This is a genomic window from Arthrobacter sp. StoSoilB22 (genome assembly GCF_019977315.1).
GTDB lineage: Bacteria > Actinomycetota > Actinomycetes > Actinomycetales > Micrococcaceae > Arthrobacter.
The window spans coordinates 1146910-1165429 of sequence record NZ_AP024652.1 but is presented as its reverse complement, the minus strand read 5'-3'; the positions used below and the strand labels follow the sequence as shown (position 1 = coordinate 1165429).

The 18520-nt window shown below is 63.1% G+C and carries 15 protein-coding genes; 4 read left to right on the top strand and 11 right to left on the bottom strand.

The genetic code is table 11. The features are described 5' to 3' along the window. Positions 1-109 precede the first annotated feature (109 nt). The gene (locus LDN70_RS05640) at positions 110-1141 is read right to left on the bottom strand and encodes an adenosine deaminase (protein WP_223942003.1); all 1032 of its coding nucleotides are present in this window, start codon (positions 1139-1141) and stop codon (positions 110-112) included. Between the two features lie 83 nt (positions 1142-1224). On the opposite strand from LDN70_RS05640, the gene LDN70_RS05635 reads away from it, so the two are divergent. The 3 genes from LDN70_RS05635 to LDN70_RS05625 all read left to right on the top strand — a co-directional run bounded on the left by LDN70_RS05635 (position 1225) and on the right by LDN70_RS05625 (position 3672). After that, positions 1225-2145 (top strand): MSMEG_6728 family protein, encoded by a 921-nt coding sequence (locus LDN70_RS05635; RefSeq protein WP_223942002.1) that lies wholly within the window; start codon positions 1225-1227, stop codon positions 2143-2145. 136 nt (positions 2146-2281) lie between these two features. Further along, positions 2282-2644: a DUF1622 domain-containing protein gene (locus LDN70_RS05630; protein WP_142940015.1), complete on the top strand. Its 363-nt coding sequence runs from the start codon at positions 2282-2284 to the stop codon at positions 2642-2644. Next, positions 2641-3672 (top strand): alpha/beta hydrolase, encoded by a 1032-nt coding sequence (locus tag LDN70_RS05625; RefSeq protein ID WP_223942001.1) that lies wholly within the window; start codon positions 2641-2643, stop codon positions 3670-3672. The genes LDN70_RS05630 and LDN70_RS05625 overlap by 4 nt, the downstream gene beginning before the upstream one ends. Positions 3673-3675: 3 nt before the next feature. Here the strand turns inward: LDN70_RS05625 and LDN70_RS05620 are convergent, their stop codons facing one another. The 3 genes from LDN70_RS05620 to LDN70_RS05610 all read right to left on the bottom strand — a co-directional run bounded on the left by LDN70_RS05620 (position 3676) and on the right by LDN70_RS05610 (position 7318). Further along, the gene (locus LDN70_RS05620; RefSeq protein ID WP_223942000.1) at positions 3676-6135 is read right to left on the bottom strand and encodes a Tex family protein; all 2460 of its coding nucleotides are present in this window, start codon (positions 6133-6135) and stop codon (positions 3676-3678) included. 164 nt (positions 6136-6299) lie between these two features. Beyond that, entirely contained in the window at positions 6300-6734 is a 435-nt protein-coding gene (locus LDN70_RS05615) for a CBS domain-containing protein (RefSeq protein ID WP_223941999.1), read from the bottom strand. A gap of 131 nt (positions 6735-6865) precedes the next feature. Beyond that, positions 6866-7318, bottom strand: a complete 453-nt coding sequence (locus LDN70_RS05610; protein WP_142940019.1) for a nucleoside deaminase — start codon at positions 7316-7318, stop codon at positions 6866-6868. A gap of 145 nt (positions 7319-7463) precedes the next feature. Between LDN70_RS05610 and LDN70_RS05605 the strand changes: the two genes are divergently transcribed. Beyond that, positions 7464-11060, top strand: coding sequence for a TM0106 family RecB-like putative nuclease (locus LDN70_RS05605; protein ID WP_223941998.1), 3597 nt, complete (start codon positions 7464-7466; stop codon positions 11058-11060). Here the strand turns inward: LDN70_RS05605 and LDN70_RS05600 are convergent. From LDN70_RS05600 to LDN70_RS05570, 7 genes are all read right to left on the bottom strand, one after another. Then, positions 11057-11854 carry a triose-phosphate isomerase family protein gene (locus LDN70_RS05600; protein WP_223941997.1) on the bottom strand — a complete coding sequence of 266 codons (798 nt, stop codon included), beginning with the start codon at positions 11852-11854 and terminating at the stop codon, positions 11057-11059. The two genes, LDN70_RS05605 and LDN70_RS05600, sit on opposite strands and share 4 nt — an antisense overlap. A gap of 6 nt (positions 11855-11860) precedes the next feature. Continuing rightward, positions 11861-13210 (bottom strand): MFS transporter, encoded by a 1350-nt coding sequence (locus LDN70_RS05595; RefSeq protein WP_166841551.1) that lies wholly within the window; start codon positions 13208-13210, stop codon positions 11861-11863. A gap of 156 nt (positions 13211-13366) precedes the next feature. After that, on the bottom strand, positions 13367-14131 hold the full coding sequence (locus LDN70_RS05590) for an SDR family NAD(P)-dependent oxidoreductase (protein ID WP_017197721.1): 765 nt from the start codon (positions 14129-14131) through the stop codon (positions 13367-13369). 19 nt (positions 14132-14150) lie between these two features. After that, positions 14151-15140, bottom strand: coding sequence for a 3-hydroxyacyl-CoA dehydrogenase family protein (locus LDN70_RS05585; protein ID WP_142940023.1), 990 nt, complete (start codon positions 15138-15140; stop codon positions 14151-14153). Between the two features lie 2 nt (positions 15141-15142). Continuing rightward, complete coding sequence (locus LDN70_RS05580; RefSeq protein WP_223941996.1) at positions 15143-15625, bottom strand: ribose-5-phosphate isomerase; 483 nt, start codon at positions 15623-15625, stop codon at positions 15143-15145. Continuing rightward, on the bottom strand, positions 15622-17376 hold the full coding sequence (locus LDN70_RS05575; RefSeq protein ID WP_223941995.1) for a dihydroxyacetone kinase family protein: 1755 nt from the start codon (positions 17374-17376) through the stop codon (positions 15622-15624). Before LDN70_RS05575 ends, LDN70_RS05580 begins: the two co-directional genes overlap by 4 nt. 3 nt (positions 17377-17379) lie before the next feature. Beyond that, positions 17380-18381, bottom strand: a complete 1002-nt coding sequence (locus tag LDN70_RS05570) for a sugar phosphate isomerase/epimerase family protein (RefSeq protein ID WP_223941994.1) — start codon at positions 18379-18381, stop codon at positions 17380-17382. Positions 18382-18520 lie beyond the last annotated feature (139 nt).

Sequence of the window (18520 nt, the reverse complement as noted above, 5' to 3'; positions counted from 1 at the left end):
GCCAATGAATTGTTAATTCCCGCGACTGCGGAAGGTAAACACCGTGTGTCGTGACTGAGTGTGACATGCCGGACGCCGCAAGTGATGTGCGGGTCTCGGCTGCTGTGCTTTAGGCCGCCGAGACGGACGCCTTGACCCACTCCGTGACCTCGTCCAGCAGCACCGCTTTCCGGGCGTCGCTGGCGAAGGAGGAGCGGATGGAGTTCGCTGCCAAGGTGGCTTGTTCGGGAACTGAGAACTCCAGTACCTTCACCAGTTGCTCGAAGTTCTCGTCCACGTAACCACCAAAGTAAGCGGGGTCGTCAGAATTCACGGAAACGTTTAGGCCGATCGCCAGCATTTCGGGCAAAGGATGGTCGGCCAGCTTATCCACTGCGCGAAGCCTGACGTTGGACAGGGGGCAGACCGTGAGGGGAACCTGTTCAGCGACGAGCCGCTGCACTACGTCGGTGTCTTCCATGCACCGGATGCCGTGATCGATCCGCTCGACGTGAAGGACATCCAAGGCCTCGGTGATGTAGGACGCCGGTCCTTCCTCGCCCGCGTGCGCGATCCGTCGCAAGCCCGCCTCGCCGGCGCGCTGGTACAGTCGCTCAAATTTCGACGGCGGATTGCCCACCTCTGCGGAGTCCAGGCCGATGCCTGCGATCGGTGCGTGCATCGCCTGGAGCTGGTCCAGAACTTCGAGCGCCGAATCCTCGGACATGTCGCGCAGGAATGCCGCGATGAGGAGGGTGGAGATGCCGAAGTCTTCCTCGGAGGTAGCCAGGGCGTTGGCTACGCCGTTGACACAGGTTTCAAGCGCCACACCCCGGGAAGTGTGTGCCTGGGGATCCATCATGATTTCCGCGTGACGCACGCCCCCGGCGGCGGCCCGCTTCAGATAAGCACGAGTCATGTCGGTGAAATCCTGCTCGGTCTGCAGGACGGCCATATTGGCGTAGTAGAGGTCCAGGAAAGATTGCAGGTCAGTGAACTGGTACTTTTCCCGGAGTTCCTCAATGTCTTGGTACGGCAGGTCAATGCCGTTTCGTTCGGCTAGGGCAAAGATCAGCTCTGGCTGGAGAGTCCCTTCAATGTGCAGGTGCAGTTCGGCAACCGGGGGCGCCGTGGGTGTAGTTTTCTCGCCAAAAGTTTCCACCTGACAACTCTAGGCCCCAACACATGCACGTGTCCCGGAGCACTCAACTTGGTTCTCAAGCCCGGCACCCTCAAACTGAAAGGATGCAGACTTTCCTCCCTTTCGCCGATTTCCGTGAGAGTGCCGCGGCGCTCGACACTTCAAGGCTCGGCAAACAGCGCGTCGAAGCCCTCCAGGTTCTCCGCGCGTTGGTGATCCCGGAGTACGGTTGGCAGTCCCACCCCGCCGTGCGCATGTGGATGGGCCACGTCCCGGCGCTCACCATGTACGGCCTGGCCATGGCTGATGAGTGGATTGCGCGTGGGCACCCGGACAACACCCGCACCAACATCACGGAGTTCGCGCCTCAGGCTGCCCACCCGGATTACGCTTCCAGGATCATCATGCCGCCATGGCTTGGACACGAGGACCTGCACCTCAGCCACCGCTCCAAGCTGATCACCAAGGATCCCAAGCACTACTCCCAGCTCTTTCCCGGCACTGAGGAAAAGCTTGAGTATGTGTGGCCGGAACCCAAGCACGAGTTCCACCCGGAAGACCCGGAAGAGGATCGCCTGTTGATCCTGCGCGCCAACGTTGAAGACCTCCGCCCGGAGCAGCTCACCACCGTAGCCATGCCGCCGCATGGCAAAGCACGTGCCGCGGCCCCGGCAGACCCCGACGAGTACCAGTTTGTGTACGCCGAGGAGAAGTCCCGCCGACAAGTGGGTGGACCCAAGAAGCGCCCGGTGGTGCAGAAAGAAAAGAAGCCCACACGCAAGCGACAGGCACAGGAGCAGGCCTTCAACACCCTGCCTGGCAAGACCGAACTCGCTGTGCCTTTTGACGATGGCCAAATCTTCGCTGTTGGTCTGATTCAGGGCCGCCCCATCACTGTTGATGGCCGCTTCGCACGCAACTTCGAGGTCACCAACGTGATCAAGCGCACCGACTTCGACTACCCCGCACTGCTTCAGGATCCCCGGGTCTTCTTCCCGGTCCCGGCGCCTGCGCCTGCGCAGTAGCGGTACTTTTCACCAGCATACGACGGCGGCAGCCGGGTTCTGTATCCACGGAACCTGGCTGCCGCCGTCGTTTGTTTGCTGCATGCGGCGCCCGCTCTGTGAGACGGTAAGGGCACGCACCTAACCGGGGAGGGCCATGGATTTCCAGCACGTCATCGAAGAAGTCGGCCGGTACATGGACGTCGCCGGGGTGGCGGTGATGGTGATAGGTGCCGTGGTGTCCATCCCCATGGCCCTCCGGGGATACCAGCCAAAGCGGGCCCGCGGCCTGGCACCCTTCTCCCCGTACCGCTCCTACCGGCAACTGTTGGGCAGGTCCATCCTGTTGGGGCTCGAGCTCCTGGTGGCCGCCGACATCATCAGAACCGTGGCCGTCACTCCTACTTTTGAGAGCGTCGGGGTGCTGGCCATCATTGTGCTGATCCGGACGTTCCTCAGTTTCTCGCTGGAGCTGGAAATTACGGGCCGCTGGCCGTGGCAGAAGGAAAAAGACGCGTGACCCAGCAGTGGATCCCGGACATTCTTGGCGAAGGCTTTGAGCAGCAAACGTTAGAACTCGACGGCGGTGCTGAAGCCACCCTGGTGAGGTACCTCGGCACAGGCCCCGAGTGGCCGGAGGACTTGGACGGCGTTCCGGACCCCGCAGGAATCGATGCCGACGTCCTGTACGTCCACGGCTGGTCCGACTACTTCTTCCAAAAGCACGTAGCCGAGTTCTGGCACCGAACCGGCGCGCGCTTCCACGCCCTGGACCTTCACAACTACGGGCGCAGCCTGCGTCCCGGGATGGTTCCGGGTTTCGTCACCAACCTGTCCGCTTATGACGCCGACATCGCCGCAGCGCTGACCGCCATGGGCCGCTCCGACGTCCCTGGCCATGACCGACCACTCATCCTGTTGGGCCATTCCACCGGTGGGCTCACCCTCAGTCTGTGGGCTGCCCGTCATCCTGGCGTGGCTTCTGCACTGATCCTCAACAGCCCGTGGCTGGAATTTCAAGCCACCGAGCTCGGTAGACGCGCGATCGCCCCGCTGGTGGGACTGCGCGCCCGGCTCCACCCCCTGACACCGTTGCCCCCAGTGGATCCGGGCATCTACACCCGGGCCGTATCAGCCACCCTTGACGGTGAGTGGGACTACAACCTCCAGTGGCGGCCCGACCGGGGCTTTCCCATCACTCCGGCATTCCTCGACGCCGTGTTCCGCGGCCAGGCCACTGTTGCGGCCGGTTTGGGGATCGACGTTCCGGTACTCGTGCTGCTCTCGGACAAGAGCTACCTCCAGCCAAAATGGTCTGCCGACGCTCTCACGGCTGACGTCGCACTCAACGTGGATGCCGTGGCTCACCGCTCGTTGTCCTTGGCCGACACCGTAACGGTGAGCCGGCTCCCCAACGCGCTCCACGACATCTTCCTCTCACCGGAACCAATCCGGCGAGAGGCCTTCGCGCGGATCGGGCGCTGGCTTCCCACAGCTCTCCAGCCCTCGGATGCAGACGTGTGGGAAGCCAGGACCGCCGGTTTGTAGGGGTTACTTGCCGAGCCCGGCCCTTCGCAGCGCTTCCGCCATGGCTGTGTTGGCAGGAGCCGCCTGCTGATTACTTTGCCGCGCGCCTCCTTGGCGCCGATCGCCCTGACCCTGCCCCTGTCGCGGCGAACCCTGGCCTGATTGACCTGAACGCTGACCCGGCTGACCCGATTGGCCGCCGCCACGCTGACCAGCAGCACCCTGGTTGCCCGGAGCACGCCCGCCTGAAGCACGCCCACCCGAGGTGCGGCCGCCGGCTGTGCCGGGTTCGTCGTCGAGCCTCAACGTCAGGGAGATGCGCTTGCGTTCGGGGTCGGCTTCCAACACTTTGACCCGTACCACTTGGCCGGATTTCACGATCTCGCGCGGATCCGAGACGAACTTGTTGGATAGTGCCGACACGTGGACCAGCCCGTCCTGGTGCACTCCGACGTCAACGAACGCACCAAAAGCGGCAACGTTGGTAACTGTGCCTTCCAGGATCATGCCGGGTTTGAGGTCGGAGATCTTCTCGATGCCCTCGGAGAACGACGCCGCCTTGAACGCAGGACGGGGGTCGCGGCCGGGCTTCTCCAGTTCGGACATGATGTCCTTGACCGTGGGCAGGCCGAACGTGCCGTCAACGAAAGCCTGCGGATCCAACGCCGTGGCCGGACCGCCACCGGCTGCGACCAGGATCTTCCGGGCCACCGAATATGCTTCCGGGTGCACGCTGGAGGCATCCAGTGGCTCCGCTCCCCCGGTGATCCGGAGGAAGCCTGCGCACTGTTCAAACGCCTTGGCACCCAGGCGGGGAACCTTCTTGAGGTCGCTGCGCTTCGCAAACGGCCCATTCTCGTTCCTGTAAGCCACGATGTTCTCACTCAGCAGCGGCCCGACGCCGGCCACACGGGAAAGCAGCGCCGGCGATGCTGTGTTCACGTCCACGCCCACGGCGTTCACGCAGTCCTCCACTACGGCATCCAGTGAGCGGTCGAGCTTCGCGGCAGTGACGTCGTGCTGGTACTGACCTACGCCGATGGACTTGGGCTCGATCTTGACCAGCTCCGCCAAGGGGTCCTGCAGGCGACGCGCGATGGACACAGCGCCACGCAGCGATACATCCATTCCCGGAAGCTCAGAAGCGGCCAGTGCGGACGCGGAGTACACCGACGCTCCAGCCTCGGACACCACCAGCTTCTGGATGCCCTTGGAGCCGGCAGCTTCGAGGGACTTGATGAGTTCGGTGGCGAGCTTGTCCGTTTCGCGGGAGGCCGTTCCGTTTCCGATCGCCACCAGCTCCACGTTGTGCTGCTTGGCGAGGCGTCCGAGGGTGGCCAACGCTTCGTCCCACTTCTTCGCGGGTGCGTGCGGGTAGATGGTGTCCGTGGTGACAACTTTGCCGGTACCGTCCACCACAGCCACCTTCACGCCGGTGCGGAGTCCGGGGTCCAGGCCAAGCGTGGCGCGGTTGCCGGCAGGTGCGGCCAACAGGACATCACGCAGGTTGGCGGCGAAAACTCGAACGGCTTCGTCCTCGGCGTCGGCGAACATGCGTCCGCGAAGGTCCGTGGTCAGCCGATCCAGAATGCGGCCCCGCCAGGCCAGCTGTGCGGTCTGCGTCAGCCAGGCATCGGCGGGCCGTCCCTGGTTGGCGACCCCAAGGCACTTGGCCACAGCGTTTTCGTAGCGGCCGCGAGCGGCGGCCAGGGCGTCGTCGTCGGCCGGGTCTGCTTCGGCGAGATCTAGCTCAAGGACGCCGTCCTTCTCGCCGCGCAGCAAAGCGAGCACGCGGTGCGACGGCATGCCGGACGGCACCTGCGTGAACTCGAAGTAGTCCTTGAACTTCTGGCCCTCCGCCTCCATGCCCTTCTTGACCCGCGACACCATGCGTCCCTGCTTCCACAGGCGTTCGCGGAGATCCTCAGCCAGGTCCGGGTCCTGACCGACGCGCTCCACCAGGATGGCGCGGGCCCCTGCGAGCGCCGTGGCGGCGTCGTCAATGGAGTGCTCGGCGTTCATGTATTTGGCGGCTTCGGTTGCGGGGTCCAGGTGCGGGTTGGCCAGCAGGACGTCGGCCAGCGGCTCCAGCCCGGCTTCGCGGGCGATCTGGGCCTTGGTGCGGCGCTTGGATTTGAAGGGGAGGTAAATGTCCTCCAACCGGGCCTTGGTATCGGCCCCGACGACGGCGGCTTCCAGTTCCGGGGTCAGCTTGCCTTGGGCGGCAATCGCCTCCAGGACCGAGGTGCGTCGTTCTTCGAGCTCACGCAGGTATCTGAGGCGTTCTTCAAGGTCGCGGAGTTGGGTGTCATCGAGCGTCCCGGTGACTTCCTTACGATAGCGGGCGATGAAGGGAACGGTGGATCCGGCGTCGAGCAGTTCCACAGCGGCTTTGACCTGCCAGGTCTTGACGCCGAGTTCTTCGGCGATCTGGGCATGGATGGCAGAGGCAGCTGACTGGTGTTGGAGATTTGAAGTCACCATGACAGTTTGCCTCACGTGGCCGACAATTTCCGGTACACGCATCCTTGGGGACTATCCGGGCGGCTGTGTTAGTGCTGTAGTTGGACCAAGCAGGAACGGGCCGCGAGGCGTTCCTCTCTAGGGATGCCTCGCGGCGGCTGGGTTTGGATGATCGGTGCCATGGGTCAGTGGGACATGTGCTCCTTGGCGGAAATGTGCTCCACCATTTCACCGAGGCGCTGTTCTGCGTAGTGGTTCCGGGCAATATCGCCCTGACTGATGATGCCTACCAACTTGTGATCACTGATGACGGGCAGGCGGCGCACCTGGTGCTCTTCCATCATGCTCACGGCTTCGTCGACGTTGGCGTCAGCGTCCACCCAGTAAGGCTTGCCGGTGGCGAGTTCACCGGCCCGGACTTCCCTGGCGTCCTTGCCTTCAGCCGTACACTTGACCACGATGTCGCGGTCGGTGATGAAGCCGGTGAGTTTGCCGTCATGGCCGCAGATAGGGAGTGAACCGCAGTCCATGTCCCTCATCAGCCTGGCGGCGTCCTGAAGAGTTTTGTCCTCTTCGATGCACTGGGCGTTGGTTGTCATGAATTCACGTACGGCACTCATGGGTCCTCCTTCATCGATTGGGGTTATCGACGCGGGGCCTCTCGGCACCGACGCCGATGATGCCAGCCTACGCTCGGAGGGTACCGGTGGCTAGGCGATTTTGCGCCCGATCAAGTGGCTCTTTATGGTCCCTATTCGGCGATGTCTTCAGCCCACAATTCGGCGTGGTCCTTTTGGAAAGTGCGCATCATGTCCACGCACCGGGGATCGTCCAGCACCACCACCTCCACCCCGCGTGAGCGCAGGAGATCGAATTCACCGGGGAACGTTTCGGCTTCGCCAACCACTACCCGGGGAATTTTGAATTGGATGATGGTTCCCGTGCACATCGCGCAGGGCGCCAAGGTGGTGTAGAGCGTGGTGTCCCGGTATGTCTTCTGGCGGCCGGCAGCCCTGAGCGCTGACATCTCACCGTGGGCGATTGGGTCGCCGTGCTGTACGCGCTCGTTGTGGCCGCTGGCAATGACGTTCCCGCCACGGGCCAGTGCGGCTCCGATGGGGATGCCGCCCTCGCTGAGGCTTTTTTGCGCTGCTTGGTAGGCGGCCTCGAAAGCGGGGTCAAGGGCGGGGGCTGTTTCAGTCATGGGTGCAGTCTAGAGTGGCCGGAAGCTGTTTTGTCAGGAGTTATTTTGTCGAAGCTATTTTGTCGTGGCTCGCTGATAGCTTGGCTGCAAGGGTTTATTCACGGCACTGACTTTATTTACGGCACGGAGAGGTAGGTGGGTTGCGGTGTTCTTCCTCGAGCCCGAGCACGCGGGCGCACCGAAGGACCTGGTGTTCTCAGCCAGCGACCTCGTCATTGCTGCCACCTGTGAGTACCAGGCGCTCCGCAAACTCGACGAAAAACTGGGCCGCACGCCAAAGCCTGACTTTGCCACGGATGCCATGTTGGAGCGCACGGCCAAACTGGGAGACGATCACGAGCATCGGGTCCTTGACGAGTTTGTGGCTGAGTTCGGCCTGTGGGATCCGGCTTCCGGGAAGGGCGTTTACGACGTCGTCCCCGCCACGGCGATGGACCGCGCCACCCTGTCGGCTAAGCATGCGGAATCCATCGACGCCTTGCGGTCAGGCGCGGATGTCGTCTTTCAGGCAGCGTTTTTCGATGGTCAATTCCATGGCCGTTCCGATTTCCTGGTGAAACGCCCCGGCGGCCAGTACGCGGTCTTCGATACCAAGCTCGCACGGCACGCCAAGGTTACGGCCCTCCTGCAGTTGGCCGCCTATGGAGATCAACTCATCCAGGCAGGGATCACACCGCACCCCACCGTCACCTTGGTGCTGGGCAACCGGGTTCACAGCGACCACCCTCTTGCGCAGATCCTTCCCGTCTTCAAGGAGCGTCGGGAGCGCTTCCTTGATATGACCCGGGCACATGGTGAAGCAGCCGGGCCCATTGAGTGGGGCGACCCCCGGTATTCCGCCTGTGGCCGCTGCGATTACTGTGCTGAACAGGTCCAATTACGCCGTGACCTCCTGATGGTGGCCGGTATGCGAATCAGCCGCCGTAAGAAGCTGATAGAGGCCGGCGTCACCACCATTGACCATCTTGCAGACCTCCCCGAATCGGGCGACCCCACGTTGCTGAGGCTCCGGGAGCAGGCACGGTTACAGACCGGGGCAGGCACACCGGACGGCACGGTCAAGTACACGGACAAGTCCGGAGAAGCCAAAGCCATCAGTTACAACGTCTTGCCGGACAACACCTTGGGAAGGTTGCCCGCTCCTGATCCGGGCGACATCTTCTTCGACTTCGAAGGTGATCCTCTCTGGCAGGACCCTGCCACCGGGAAGTGGGGGCTGGAGTATCTGTTCGGGGTGGTCGAGAACCCTGTGGAACCCGGAGCTGACCCGGTGTTCAGGCCATTCTGGGCGCACTCACGGGCCGAGGAAGGACAGGCTTTTGTGGACTTCCTTGAGTACGTGGCCAAGCGCCGCGCCATGTATCCCGGTATGCACATCTACCACTACGCCGCGTACGAGAAAACGGCCCTGCGTAACCTGTCCCTGACACATGTGGTGGGCGAATCCGCCGTCGACGACCTCCTGCGCCAAGGCGTCCTGGTAGATCTCTACGACACCGTCCGGCACAGCATCCGGATCTCTGAGAATTCCTACAGCATCAAGAAACTCGAACCGCTCTACATGGGGCAGCATCTCCGCTCCGGCGACGTAACGGACGCCGGGGCCTCCGTTGTTGCCTACGCGGACTACTGCACGGCCCGGGACAACGGGAACGCTGAGGACGCAGCCGTGATCCTCGAAGGCATCCGTGACTACAACGAGTACGACTGTTTGTCGACGCTGGAACTTCGCAACTGGCTCCTTGCCCGTGCTGCTGAACGCTCCATCCAGCCGGGTGGTGCAGGGGACGATGCGCCGCCACCTGATACCGAACCGGAGAAGTACGAGGCAGCACCAGAAGAAAGAGCGCTGTTCGACTACATTGCCGGGCTGTCCGAGGGAGAAAATGGCACCGCGGATACGCGTGCAATAGGCATCGTGGCCGCTGGCGTGGGATATCACCGCCGCGAGGACAAACAACACTGGTGGGGTCACTTCGACCGCCTGGAAAAACCGACCTCGCAGTGGCCTGACGACCGCGATCTGTTCATTGTTGACCACGCTGAACTGCTGGAGGACTGGGCCAAGCCCACACCCCGGAGCAACCCGGTGCGGACAGTGAAACTCTATGGCCGGTCCGGGGACGGCGCAGGGCTGGAACCCGGCAAGAAGTACTTCCGCATGTACGGCCCACCGCTGCCGGAATCGCTGCAAGGAAAAGAGTCCATCGCGCTGGGCCGTGCAGGCTGGAACGGAACCTTGGTCACCGAAGCGGGCGACTTCGAAGACTTCGAAACAGTCACCATCACGGAAGGCCTTCGCAAAGACTCCACGGCCTTCACCCACTTGCCCATGGCCCTGACACCGGATCCACCCATCGCCACCAAAGGCCAGCGCGCCGCCCTCGCTGCTTTGGCCACAAAGCTCAAGGGTACGCTTCCCGATTGGCCGCAGGATCCCGCCCTGGACCTGGTGCGGAGGAGGCCGCCCAAGCTGCGCAGCCTTGACGCCCTCCCGCCCGTGAAGCCTGGCCCCGACGGGTACATCGACGCCATCACCGCAGCCCTCAATGACCTGGACCACTCCTATCTGGCTGTCCAAGGTCCGCCAGGGAGCGGCAAGACCCACGTGGGCGCCCACGTCCTGGCACGGCTCATCACAGCCGGGTGGAAGGTGGGCGTGGTGGCCCAGTCGCATGCCGTGGTGGAGAACATGCTCTGCGCTGCAGTGGATAAGGCCGGAGTGGATCCGCGACGGGTGGCCAAGGAAGTCAAACACGACGACCCCGTACCGTGGACCCGATGCGGCAAAGGTGACGTGGAAGAACTCTTGTCCAAACCGGGCGGCGCCTTGATTGGCGGCACAGCCTGGACCATGGTGGGTAGTTCGGTTCCGGCCGGATCCCTGGATCTTTTGGTCATCGATGAAGCAGGGCAGTTCTCGCTGGCCAACACCATGGCCGTAAGCCGCGCAGCCAAACGACTTCTGCTTCTGGGCGATCCGCAGCAACTGCCTCAGGTCACACAAGGCAAGCACCCTGAGCCGGTAGATGAATCAGCCTTGGGCTGGTTGTCAGACGGCTACAACACCTTGCCGCCCCATCTGGGCTACTTCCTGGCGTTATCGTGGCGCATGCATCCCGAACTCTGCAGCGCGGTTTCAGAACTCTCCTACGACAACCTGCTCGAGTCCGCATCCGCAGCAAAAGCACGCCATCTGGAGGGCGCCGCACCCGGTATCTCCTGCGTCTACGTTCCGCACACCGGCAACTCGACGAACTCACCCGAGGAAGCAGCGGAGGTGGTGCGGCAGGTCCGGGCCCACCTCGGCCTGGCGTGGCACAACCCGTCCACGTCGGCGGACCACACGTCAGCTCAACCCCAACCCATCGGAAGCCGGCCCCTGCGTGAGGCCGACATTCTGGTGGTTGCCGCTTACAACGCCCAGGTCCAACTGATCAAGCACCATCTCCGGGACGCCGGACTAAGCAAGGTCCGCGTTGGCACAGTGGATAAATTCCAAGGCCAGGAAGCCCCTGTCGTCATTGTTTCCATGGCCGCCTCGGCAGCCGGAGAAGTCCCCCGCGGGATGGAATTCCTGCTGTCCCGGAATCGGATCAATGTGGCGGTGTCGCGCGGTCAGTGGCGTGCCGTCGTCGTACGTTCGCCCGAGCTGACCAACTACCTGCCAACGCATCCCGAGGGCCTTGAGAACCTTGGTGGGTTCGTGGCACTCTGCCAGCGGAGTTTTTTGTACAGCTAACGCCCTTTAGAAGGCGCTTTAAGGGCATCTGCTGTACAAAAACTCAGGGCTTCGTCCAGGACTCTGCCGAAGTTGCTGGCGTCGTGGGCGAAGCGACCGAGGAAAAGCCCGGACACCCCATCCAGCTGAGGCAAAAGTCCAGGCTTCGCCGAGCCGCCATAAATGATCGGGATCCTTGCAAGGCCGTGCTGCCCCAACGATCCCCGCAGCGCAGCCACCACGCGGGAAACATACTCGGCCGCGGCAGGCTCAGGAGCCCCTATCGCCCATACAGGTTCGTACGCAACCACCAGTTGGGAGGCAACGGACCAATCCCCCGATACGGCTGCCTTGATCTGCAGAAACACCGCAGCTGCAGCCGCTTCGGGTTCCAGGACTTCCGACTCCCCCACGCACAACAGCGGCGTCAGCCCGGCGTCGACGGCGGCGCTCACCTTGAGCGCAATCATCGCCTCATCTTCTCCAAAGTGGCGGCGTCGTTCTGCGTGGCCGATCTCCACCCATCCCACGCCCATCTCCGAGAGCATGTTCGGAGAGACCTCCCCCGTCCACGGGCCATGGGACCATCCACAATTCTGGGCGCCCAAAATCAGGGGCGTACCCGCAATCAAGCGCGCCGCCTCGGGCAGCACCGGGAACGACGGGATCACAAACGGGACCACCCGCCCGGCCGCGAGGGCCGGACGGGCGTCCACTTCTGCCACCAACTGCTCCAACCACGCCAAACTCTGCGCGTAGCCCATGTACATCTTGGTGCTGACGCCAATGAACACGCTGTCAGGAGCAGACGGCATCACGCTTTACTTCCCCAACAGTTCGTCAGCCTTGTTGCTGAAGCGCTTGGTGCCGAACATCAGTAGCGCAGCCACGAACGGCAGGACACCCAGCGCGTACACACCCATGGTGCCGGTGTCCGAGGCAGTGACCTGGTTGACCGTGGTGCGTAGGATCGGGGCGACGAACCCGCCCAGGTTTCCCAAGGAGTTGATCAGACCGATGCCGGCAGCCGCGGCAGTTCCGGTGAGGAACGCCGTCGGATATGACCAGCAGATGGGGCCTGTGGAGAGGAAGCTGCACACCGCGAGCGTGATGAAGATAATGCCGATGGCTGGCATCTGGTTGGCACCAGCCCAGGCGGAACCGAAGATACACAGGCCCGTGGAGATGAACAACGCGGTGCCCCAGCGACGGCGGCGCGCCACAGTGTTGGCTGCTTTGCCAATGAAGTAGCAGGCGAAGATGCCGAAGAACCACGGGATGGCTGCCAGGAGCCCGACGGCGATGCCCACCTTTTGGCCGGTCAGCTGCGCCACCTGCTGTGGCAGGTAGAACGTGACGCCGTAGACCGCTACTTGCAGGCAGAAGTAGATGACGGTGAAGTACCAGACCCGGCCGTTGCGCATGGACGCCAGGACACCTCGCGGCCCGGTTTCCTCCTTGACCGTGTCTTCAAGTGCCATAACATCAGAGAGGGCCCGTTTCTCTTCCTTGGTCAGGAATTTGGCCTCCTGGGGGCTGTTGATGAGGAAGAAGTAGGCCGCAATACCTGCCAGGACGGCGAGCATACCCTCAACGAAGAACATGACCTGCCAGCCTGCGACTCCCGGAACCTGGTCGCCGATGTTGATGAGCCAGCCGGACAACGGTGCGCCCATCATCTGGGAGAACGGCTGGGCCAGGTAGAAGATGGCGAACATCTTCACGCGGACCTTGTTGGGGAACCAGGCTGCCAGGAACATGATGACGCCGGGGAAAAGTCCGGCCTCGGTGACGCCCAGCAGGAACCTCAGGATGATGAAGGACGTCTCACCCTGGACGAAAGCGAAACAGGCCGAGACGATGCCCCAGGTGATGGCGATACGGGCCAACCACACTTTGGCGCCGAACTTGGTCAGCAGCAAGTTGCTGGGGATTTCAAACAGTGCGTAGCCGATGAAGAAGATACCGGCACCCAGCGCGTAAGCGCCGGCGGTGATGCCCCTGTCCACTTCCAGCGCAGCTTCGGCGAAGCCCACGTTGGTGCGGTCCAGGAAGGCCACCACGTACAAAATGACGAGCATTGGCATAAGCCGCCGCGACGCTTTGGAGATCGCCGATTTCAAGACCGGCGTATCCAGCAACTCCTTGGTGGAATTGGTGGCAACAGACATTGAAACTCCTCTTTGAGTGACAGGAAATGACTAGTGCAGCGCGATCAGCACGATCAGCGCGGGAAGAAGATGAGCACCATGCCCACTGCGCAGGCGAGGACGCCCACGGCAAGGTAGATCTTGCGTTCTCTCGTCCAGCTCTTCATGGCCAGGCGCCTAGTGCATGTACAGTCCGCCATCCACATTCAGCGTCTGCCCGGAAATGTAGCCGGAGTCCTCGCTGATGAGGAAGGCGATGGCGGCTGCGATGTCCCGGGTGGAGCCCACACGGTTCACTACAAGGTCCTTAGTGAGCTCATCTTTGCGTTCCTGGCTCAGCGTTCCGCCCATGATGTCGGTGTCGATGGGCCCCGGAGAGATGGCGTTGACGGTGATGTCGTACTCGCCAAGTTCGCGTGCCGTAGCGCGGGTCAATCCAATGACGCCTGCCTTTGCTACGGAGTACGGGGTTTTGGAGAACGTTCCGCCGCCGCGCTGGGCCGAAACGGAGGAGATATTCACGATCCGGCCGATGCGGTTCTTGACCATGGATTCGGCCACACGGCGGGTGGCGTAGTGGACTCCGTTGAGGTTGATGTTCAGGACGCGGTCCCACTCAGCGGGTTCGAGTTCCAGGTAGCCAACGGGTGAGCTGACGCCGGCCACATTAGCCAGGGCGACGATCTGCGGGAGTTCAGCTTCCAGTTCATCAATAGCGGCGCGGACCTCGGCTTCGCTGGCCACGTTGGCGCCAACGCCGTGGGCCTGGACACCGTATTCCGCGGCGATTTCCTTGGCTGCTATCTTGCAGGCAGCGTCATCAAGATCAATGATGCCGATGTTCCAGCCCTGTGCGGCCAGGTAGTTGACGGTGGCTCGGCCGATGCCGCGTTCGGAAACGGCGCCGGTGACAATTGCGGTGCGTTCTGCGGGGAAAGTCATGTGTTTTCTCCTGAAGGTCTTAGTTGATGGGAGCCGGGCCGAGCTCTTCAATGAGCTTCTGCATGGCGACGTAGGCCTTGTTGCGGTAGGCGATGAGTTCCGGGGTGCGTTCGGCGGGCACGTTGAGGAAGCCAGAGCCGGTCTTGGTGCCGAGCTTGCCCGCATCCACGAGGTCCGAGAGGATCTTCGGCGTCGCGAAGCGCTCCGGGAAGCCGGTCTGCAGCGACTTGTAGCAGAAGTTGTACACGTCCAAACCGGCCATATCCGCGATGGCAAACGGACCAAAGAACGGCAAGCGGAAGCCGAACGTCGTACGCACCAGGGTGTCGACGTCGTCCGCTGTTGCGATTCCCTGCTCCACCAGCTGCGCTGCCTCGTGGAACAGCGCATACTGCAGGCGGTTCAGCACGAAACCGGTAACGTCCTTGACGACGGCGGTCTGCTTGCCGGCAGCGTGCACCAGCTCGCGCGACGCTGCCACCGTCGCGGCAGAAGTCTCAGCGTGAGGGATGATCTCCACGCCGGGAATGAACGGCGACGGGTTGGAGAAGTGCACGCCGAGGAAGCGCTCCGGATGGGTGACGGCCTCGGCGAGGGCGGCGATGGAGATGGTGGACGTGTTGGAACCGATCACGGCGTCCGGGCGGGCTGCAGCGCTGATGCGGGCCAGGGACTGGTGCTTGATGTCCAGTACCTCGGGAACGCATTCCTCAATGAAGTCCGCATCCGAGACAGCTTCCTCAATGTCCTTGGCAGCCCACAGGTTCTGCTTCAGGATCTCGGTGGCACCTTCAGGGAAAAGCCCATCCGCGATGAACTGGTCCGACTCCACCAGCAGGCGGTCGTAGTTCTTCTGCGCCACCTCAGCGGACACGTCGGCCAGCGCAACGCGCGCTCCGCCGAGCGCCAGCACCTGGGCGATGCCACCGCCCATGTAGCCGGAGCCGACGACGGCGATCTTCCGGGCTGCGTTGGTGGCGTTGCCCTCGGTTGCTTCAGAAATGGTCATGTTCAGACTGCCTTCGTGTAGTCGGGCTCGTACGAGCAGATGGCGTCCACCTTGGCGGCGGAGGACGAGGTTTGGTCGAAGTGGTGGTCCAGCCACTCCCCTACGAGCTTTTTGGCCAGTTCCAAGCCAATCACCCGCTGGCCGAGCGTCAGTACCTGGGCGTTATTGCTGAGGACGGACCGTTCAACGGAGTAGCTGTCGTGGGCTGTGACGGCGCGGATTCCGGGAACCTTGTTGGCGGCAATGGCGACACCCAGTCCCGTACCGCAGATCAACAATGCCCGGTCAGCTTCGCCATCGGCCACCTTGCGCGCGGCATCGACGGCGACGTGTGGGTAGGCGGTGGAATCGTTGAAGCCAACACCGACGTCCGTGACGGACGCAACGCGAGGGTCCGCTTCAAGCAAGGCAAGGAGCGCCTGCTTGTACTCGACACCGGCTTCATCATTGCCGACGACGATGCGCCAGCCTTGGTTGTTGCTCATGCTCGTGCTCCGTTTCCGGCCGCTGCCGCTGAAGACGAGGTGGCCAGTTGTGAATCAATAAATTGCGAAATCCTGGCGGCGATCAGGCCAAAGGACACAGCACCCGGGTCAGGGTGACCCAGGCTCTTCTCCGCCAGCGGACGCGCCCGGCCCTTGAGCGGCCGGAGTTCAGCCGTCTTGGTTGCCGCGATTTCGGCTGCCCCAGCGGCAACCGCCAGGGCCCGGTCAACGGGAGTCCCGCCGTCGAGCTCTGTGAGGAAGGTGTCCCGGAACGGCAGGAGTGCGTCCACCATGGTTTTATCCCCGGGGTCGGCTTTGCCGAGTTCGGTGATGGCGCGGACGAAGGCGCTTACGGCGGCGGCCGCGTCCTCCGAGGTGTAGCTTTCGCGGTTTCCGAGCGACTGCCCGGCCGCGATGACTGCCGAACCCCACAGCGCTCCCGACGTTCCGCCGGCCCGCTCGCTCCAGGCTTCCCCCGCTGCTGTCAGGATGCTCGCCACCGAAGAACCGTTCGCAGCCTCGCCGGCGGCTGCGGCAGCATCGACGCCGCGACGCATGCCGATGCCGTGGTCACCGTCGCCGGCAATGGCGTCCAGCTTGCCGAGTTCCTCAACATGTTCGACCACGACGTCGCGCACCTGGGCGAGGATGGCCACGGCCTGCCGACCGAGTTCAGCCGCTGCCGGGGTGGGCTGTTCGACGTCGGCGGTTTCGGCGTCGTCGATTGCTGCCTCGGCGCGTAGTGAGCGGGGCGCCATGCTGCCCTTGCGGAACGCCGGGGTGTCAGCTGGCGCAGCCCAGTACTGCTCGAGTTCCTCGTCCAGCCACAGGAGCGTCAGCGAGAGCCCGGACATGTCCAGGCTGGTCACCAGCTCGCCGCACTCGGGTTCAACAACGGTGAGGCCTGCAGCCGTGAGGAGCTTCTCGATCTTGCCGAACAGCAGGAAAAGTTCGTCGTACTTCACCGTGCCAAGGCCGTTGACGATGGCGACGACGCGGTCCCCGGCGTCCTCCGGCTTGTCGTTGAGCAGCTTCGTGACCAGCAGATCCGCCAACTCGGACGCGGTGGGCATGGGGTGCTCGGAAATTCCTGGCTCGCCGTGGATCCCGAGACCGAGCGACATCTGCCCGTTCGGCACATGGAACAGTGGTTCCTTGGCGCCCGGGAGCGTGCAACCATCAAAGGCCACACCCAGCGAGCGCGTCCGGTAGTTGGTCTTGATGGCCAGACGCTCGACGTCGTCAAGGTTCAGTCCCGCTTCGGCTGCGGCACCGGCAATCTTGAAAACGGTGAGGTCCCCCGCAATGCCGCGGCGCTTCTCGAGTTGCTCGATCGGAGCGCTGGCGATGTCGTCCGTGACGGTGACAGTGCGCGTTTCGATGCCCTCAGCGTTGAGCCGGAGCTGCGCCTGGCCGAAGTGCAACACGTCGCCGGCGTAGTTGCCGTAACTGAGCAGCACTCCACCGCCGGCGTTGGCCGCCTTGGCTACACGGTAAACCTGGCCGGCCGCCGGGGAGGCGAACATGTTGCCGCAGGCGGAGCCGGTTGCCAGGCCTGGGCCAACCAGTCCGGCAAAGGCTGGGTAGTGTCCCGAGCCACCGCCCACCACCAGGGCAACCTGGCCGGAGGGGACCTCGGTGGACCGGACCACGCCGCCGTCAACTCGGGCGACGTAGCCACGGTTGGCAGCTACGAAGCCGTCCAGTGCGTCATCGGCAAAATCGGCTGGGTTGTCGAAAATCTGTGTCATTTTCTAGACTCCTGCGAGCTGCGTTGCCGGTACTTGGCGCCCCTGGGCTACCTGGCTCTTGCCGAGCTCATAGCCCTCGGTCTTGGGCAGGACGTGCCTGCGGAGGTAGTCCTGGTTGCTTGCCGTAACGCTGAGTCCGTCGCCGCCGTAGTGCTCGGTGCAGAGGATGCCTTGGAAGCCCACGGACAGTGCGAATTTGAATGCCTCGCGGTAGTTGATGAGACCGCTTTCCATCGGAGCCGGCATGGTGATGTAGCTGTCACGGGCCACGTCTTCGTCCCGGATGTAGTTCTTCATGTGCCAGTAGTTGGAGTACGGGAGGGTCTTTGCCACCATCTCGCGCCAGTCCTCGATGGGGCGGTGCAGGCGGATCAGGTTACCCAGGTCCGGGTTGAGGCCCACGTTGTCCAAGCCGATGTCCTGGACCAGCTGGACGGAGGAGTCGGCGGTGCCAAGGTAGGTGTCCTCGTACATTTCCAAGGAGATGAGGACACCTGCGTCTGCGGCGTGCTTTCCAAGCTCCCGGATGCGGGAGACGGCGTTCCCCCACGCCTCCTTGTCCCCCACGGGGTCCTTGTACCCCTCCACGGTCCAGAACCACAGCTGCTTCTGCTGCTCAGGAGTGATGGCTTGGTGAAGTCCGAAGGACACCACTTCGCAGTCCAGCTCCGCAGCAGCGTCGATGGTGCGGTGGCTGTAGGCGAGGTTGTCCGCCCAGTCCGTTTGGTGAATGACGCTGCGTCGAATGGCGGAGATCACCGGCACGCCAATGCCCACTTCGTTAGCCGTCTGCTTGAACTCGGCAAGGCGCTCTTTGCTGAGATCACCCGGACGGACCCAGCTGTCGGTGAGGTCAGCGTTGGCGAAACCTGCGTCCTTCACTTCCTGGAGGACATCCGCCCAAACGGAAGCATCGGCGTCGTTAATGTGTTGACCCGCAGCATCGGTGCCGGGGAACTGCAGGAGGGCCGCGGTGATGGGCCAATTCTCGGCGGTGTAGGCCATGATGATCACTCCTTCGTGGAATCCTGTTTCCTATAGGATTTACGAACCGAGCAAAGCTGTCAACCCTTTTCGCGAAACTTCCTGGCTGCGGCCGCGCGCACCACTACCCGCCGATCGCCCCCGCAACCTCTGGCGCATC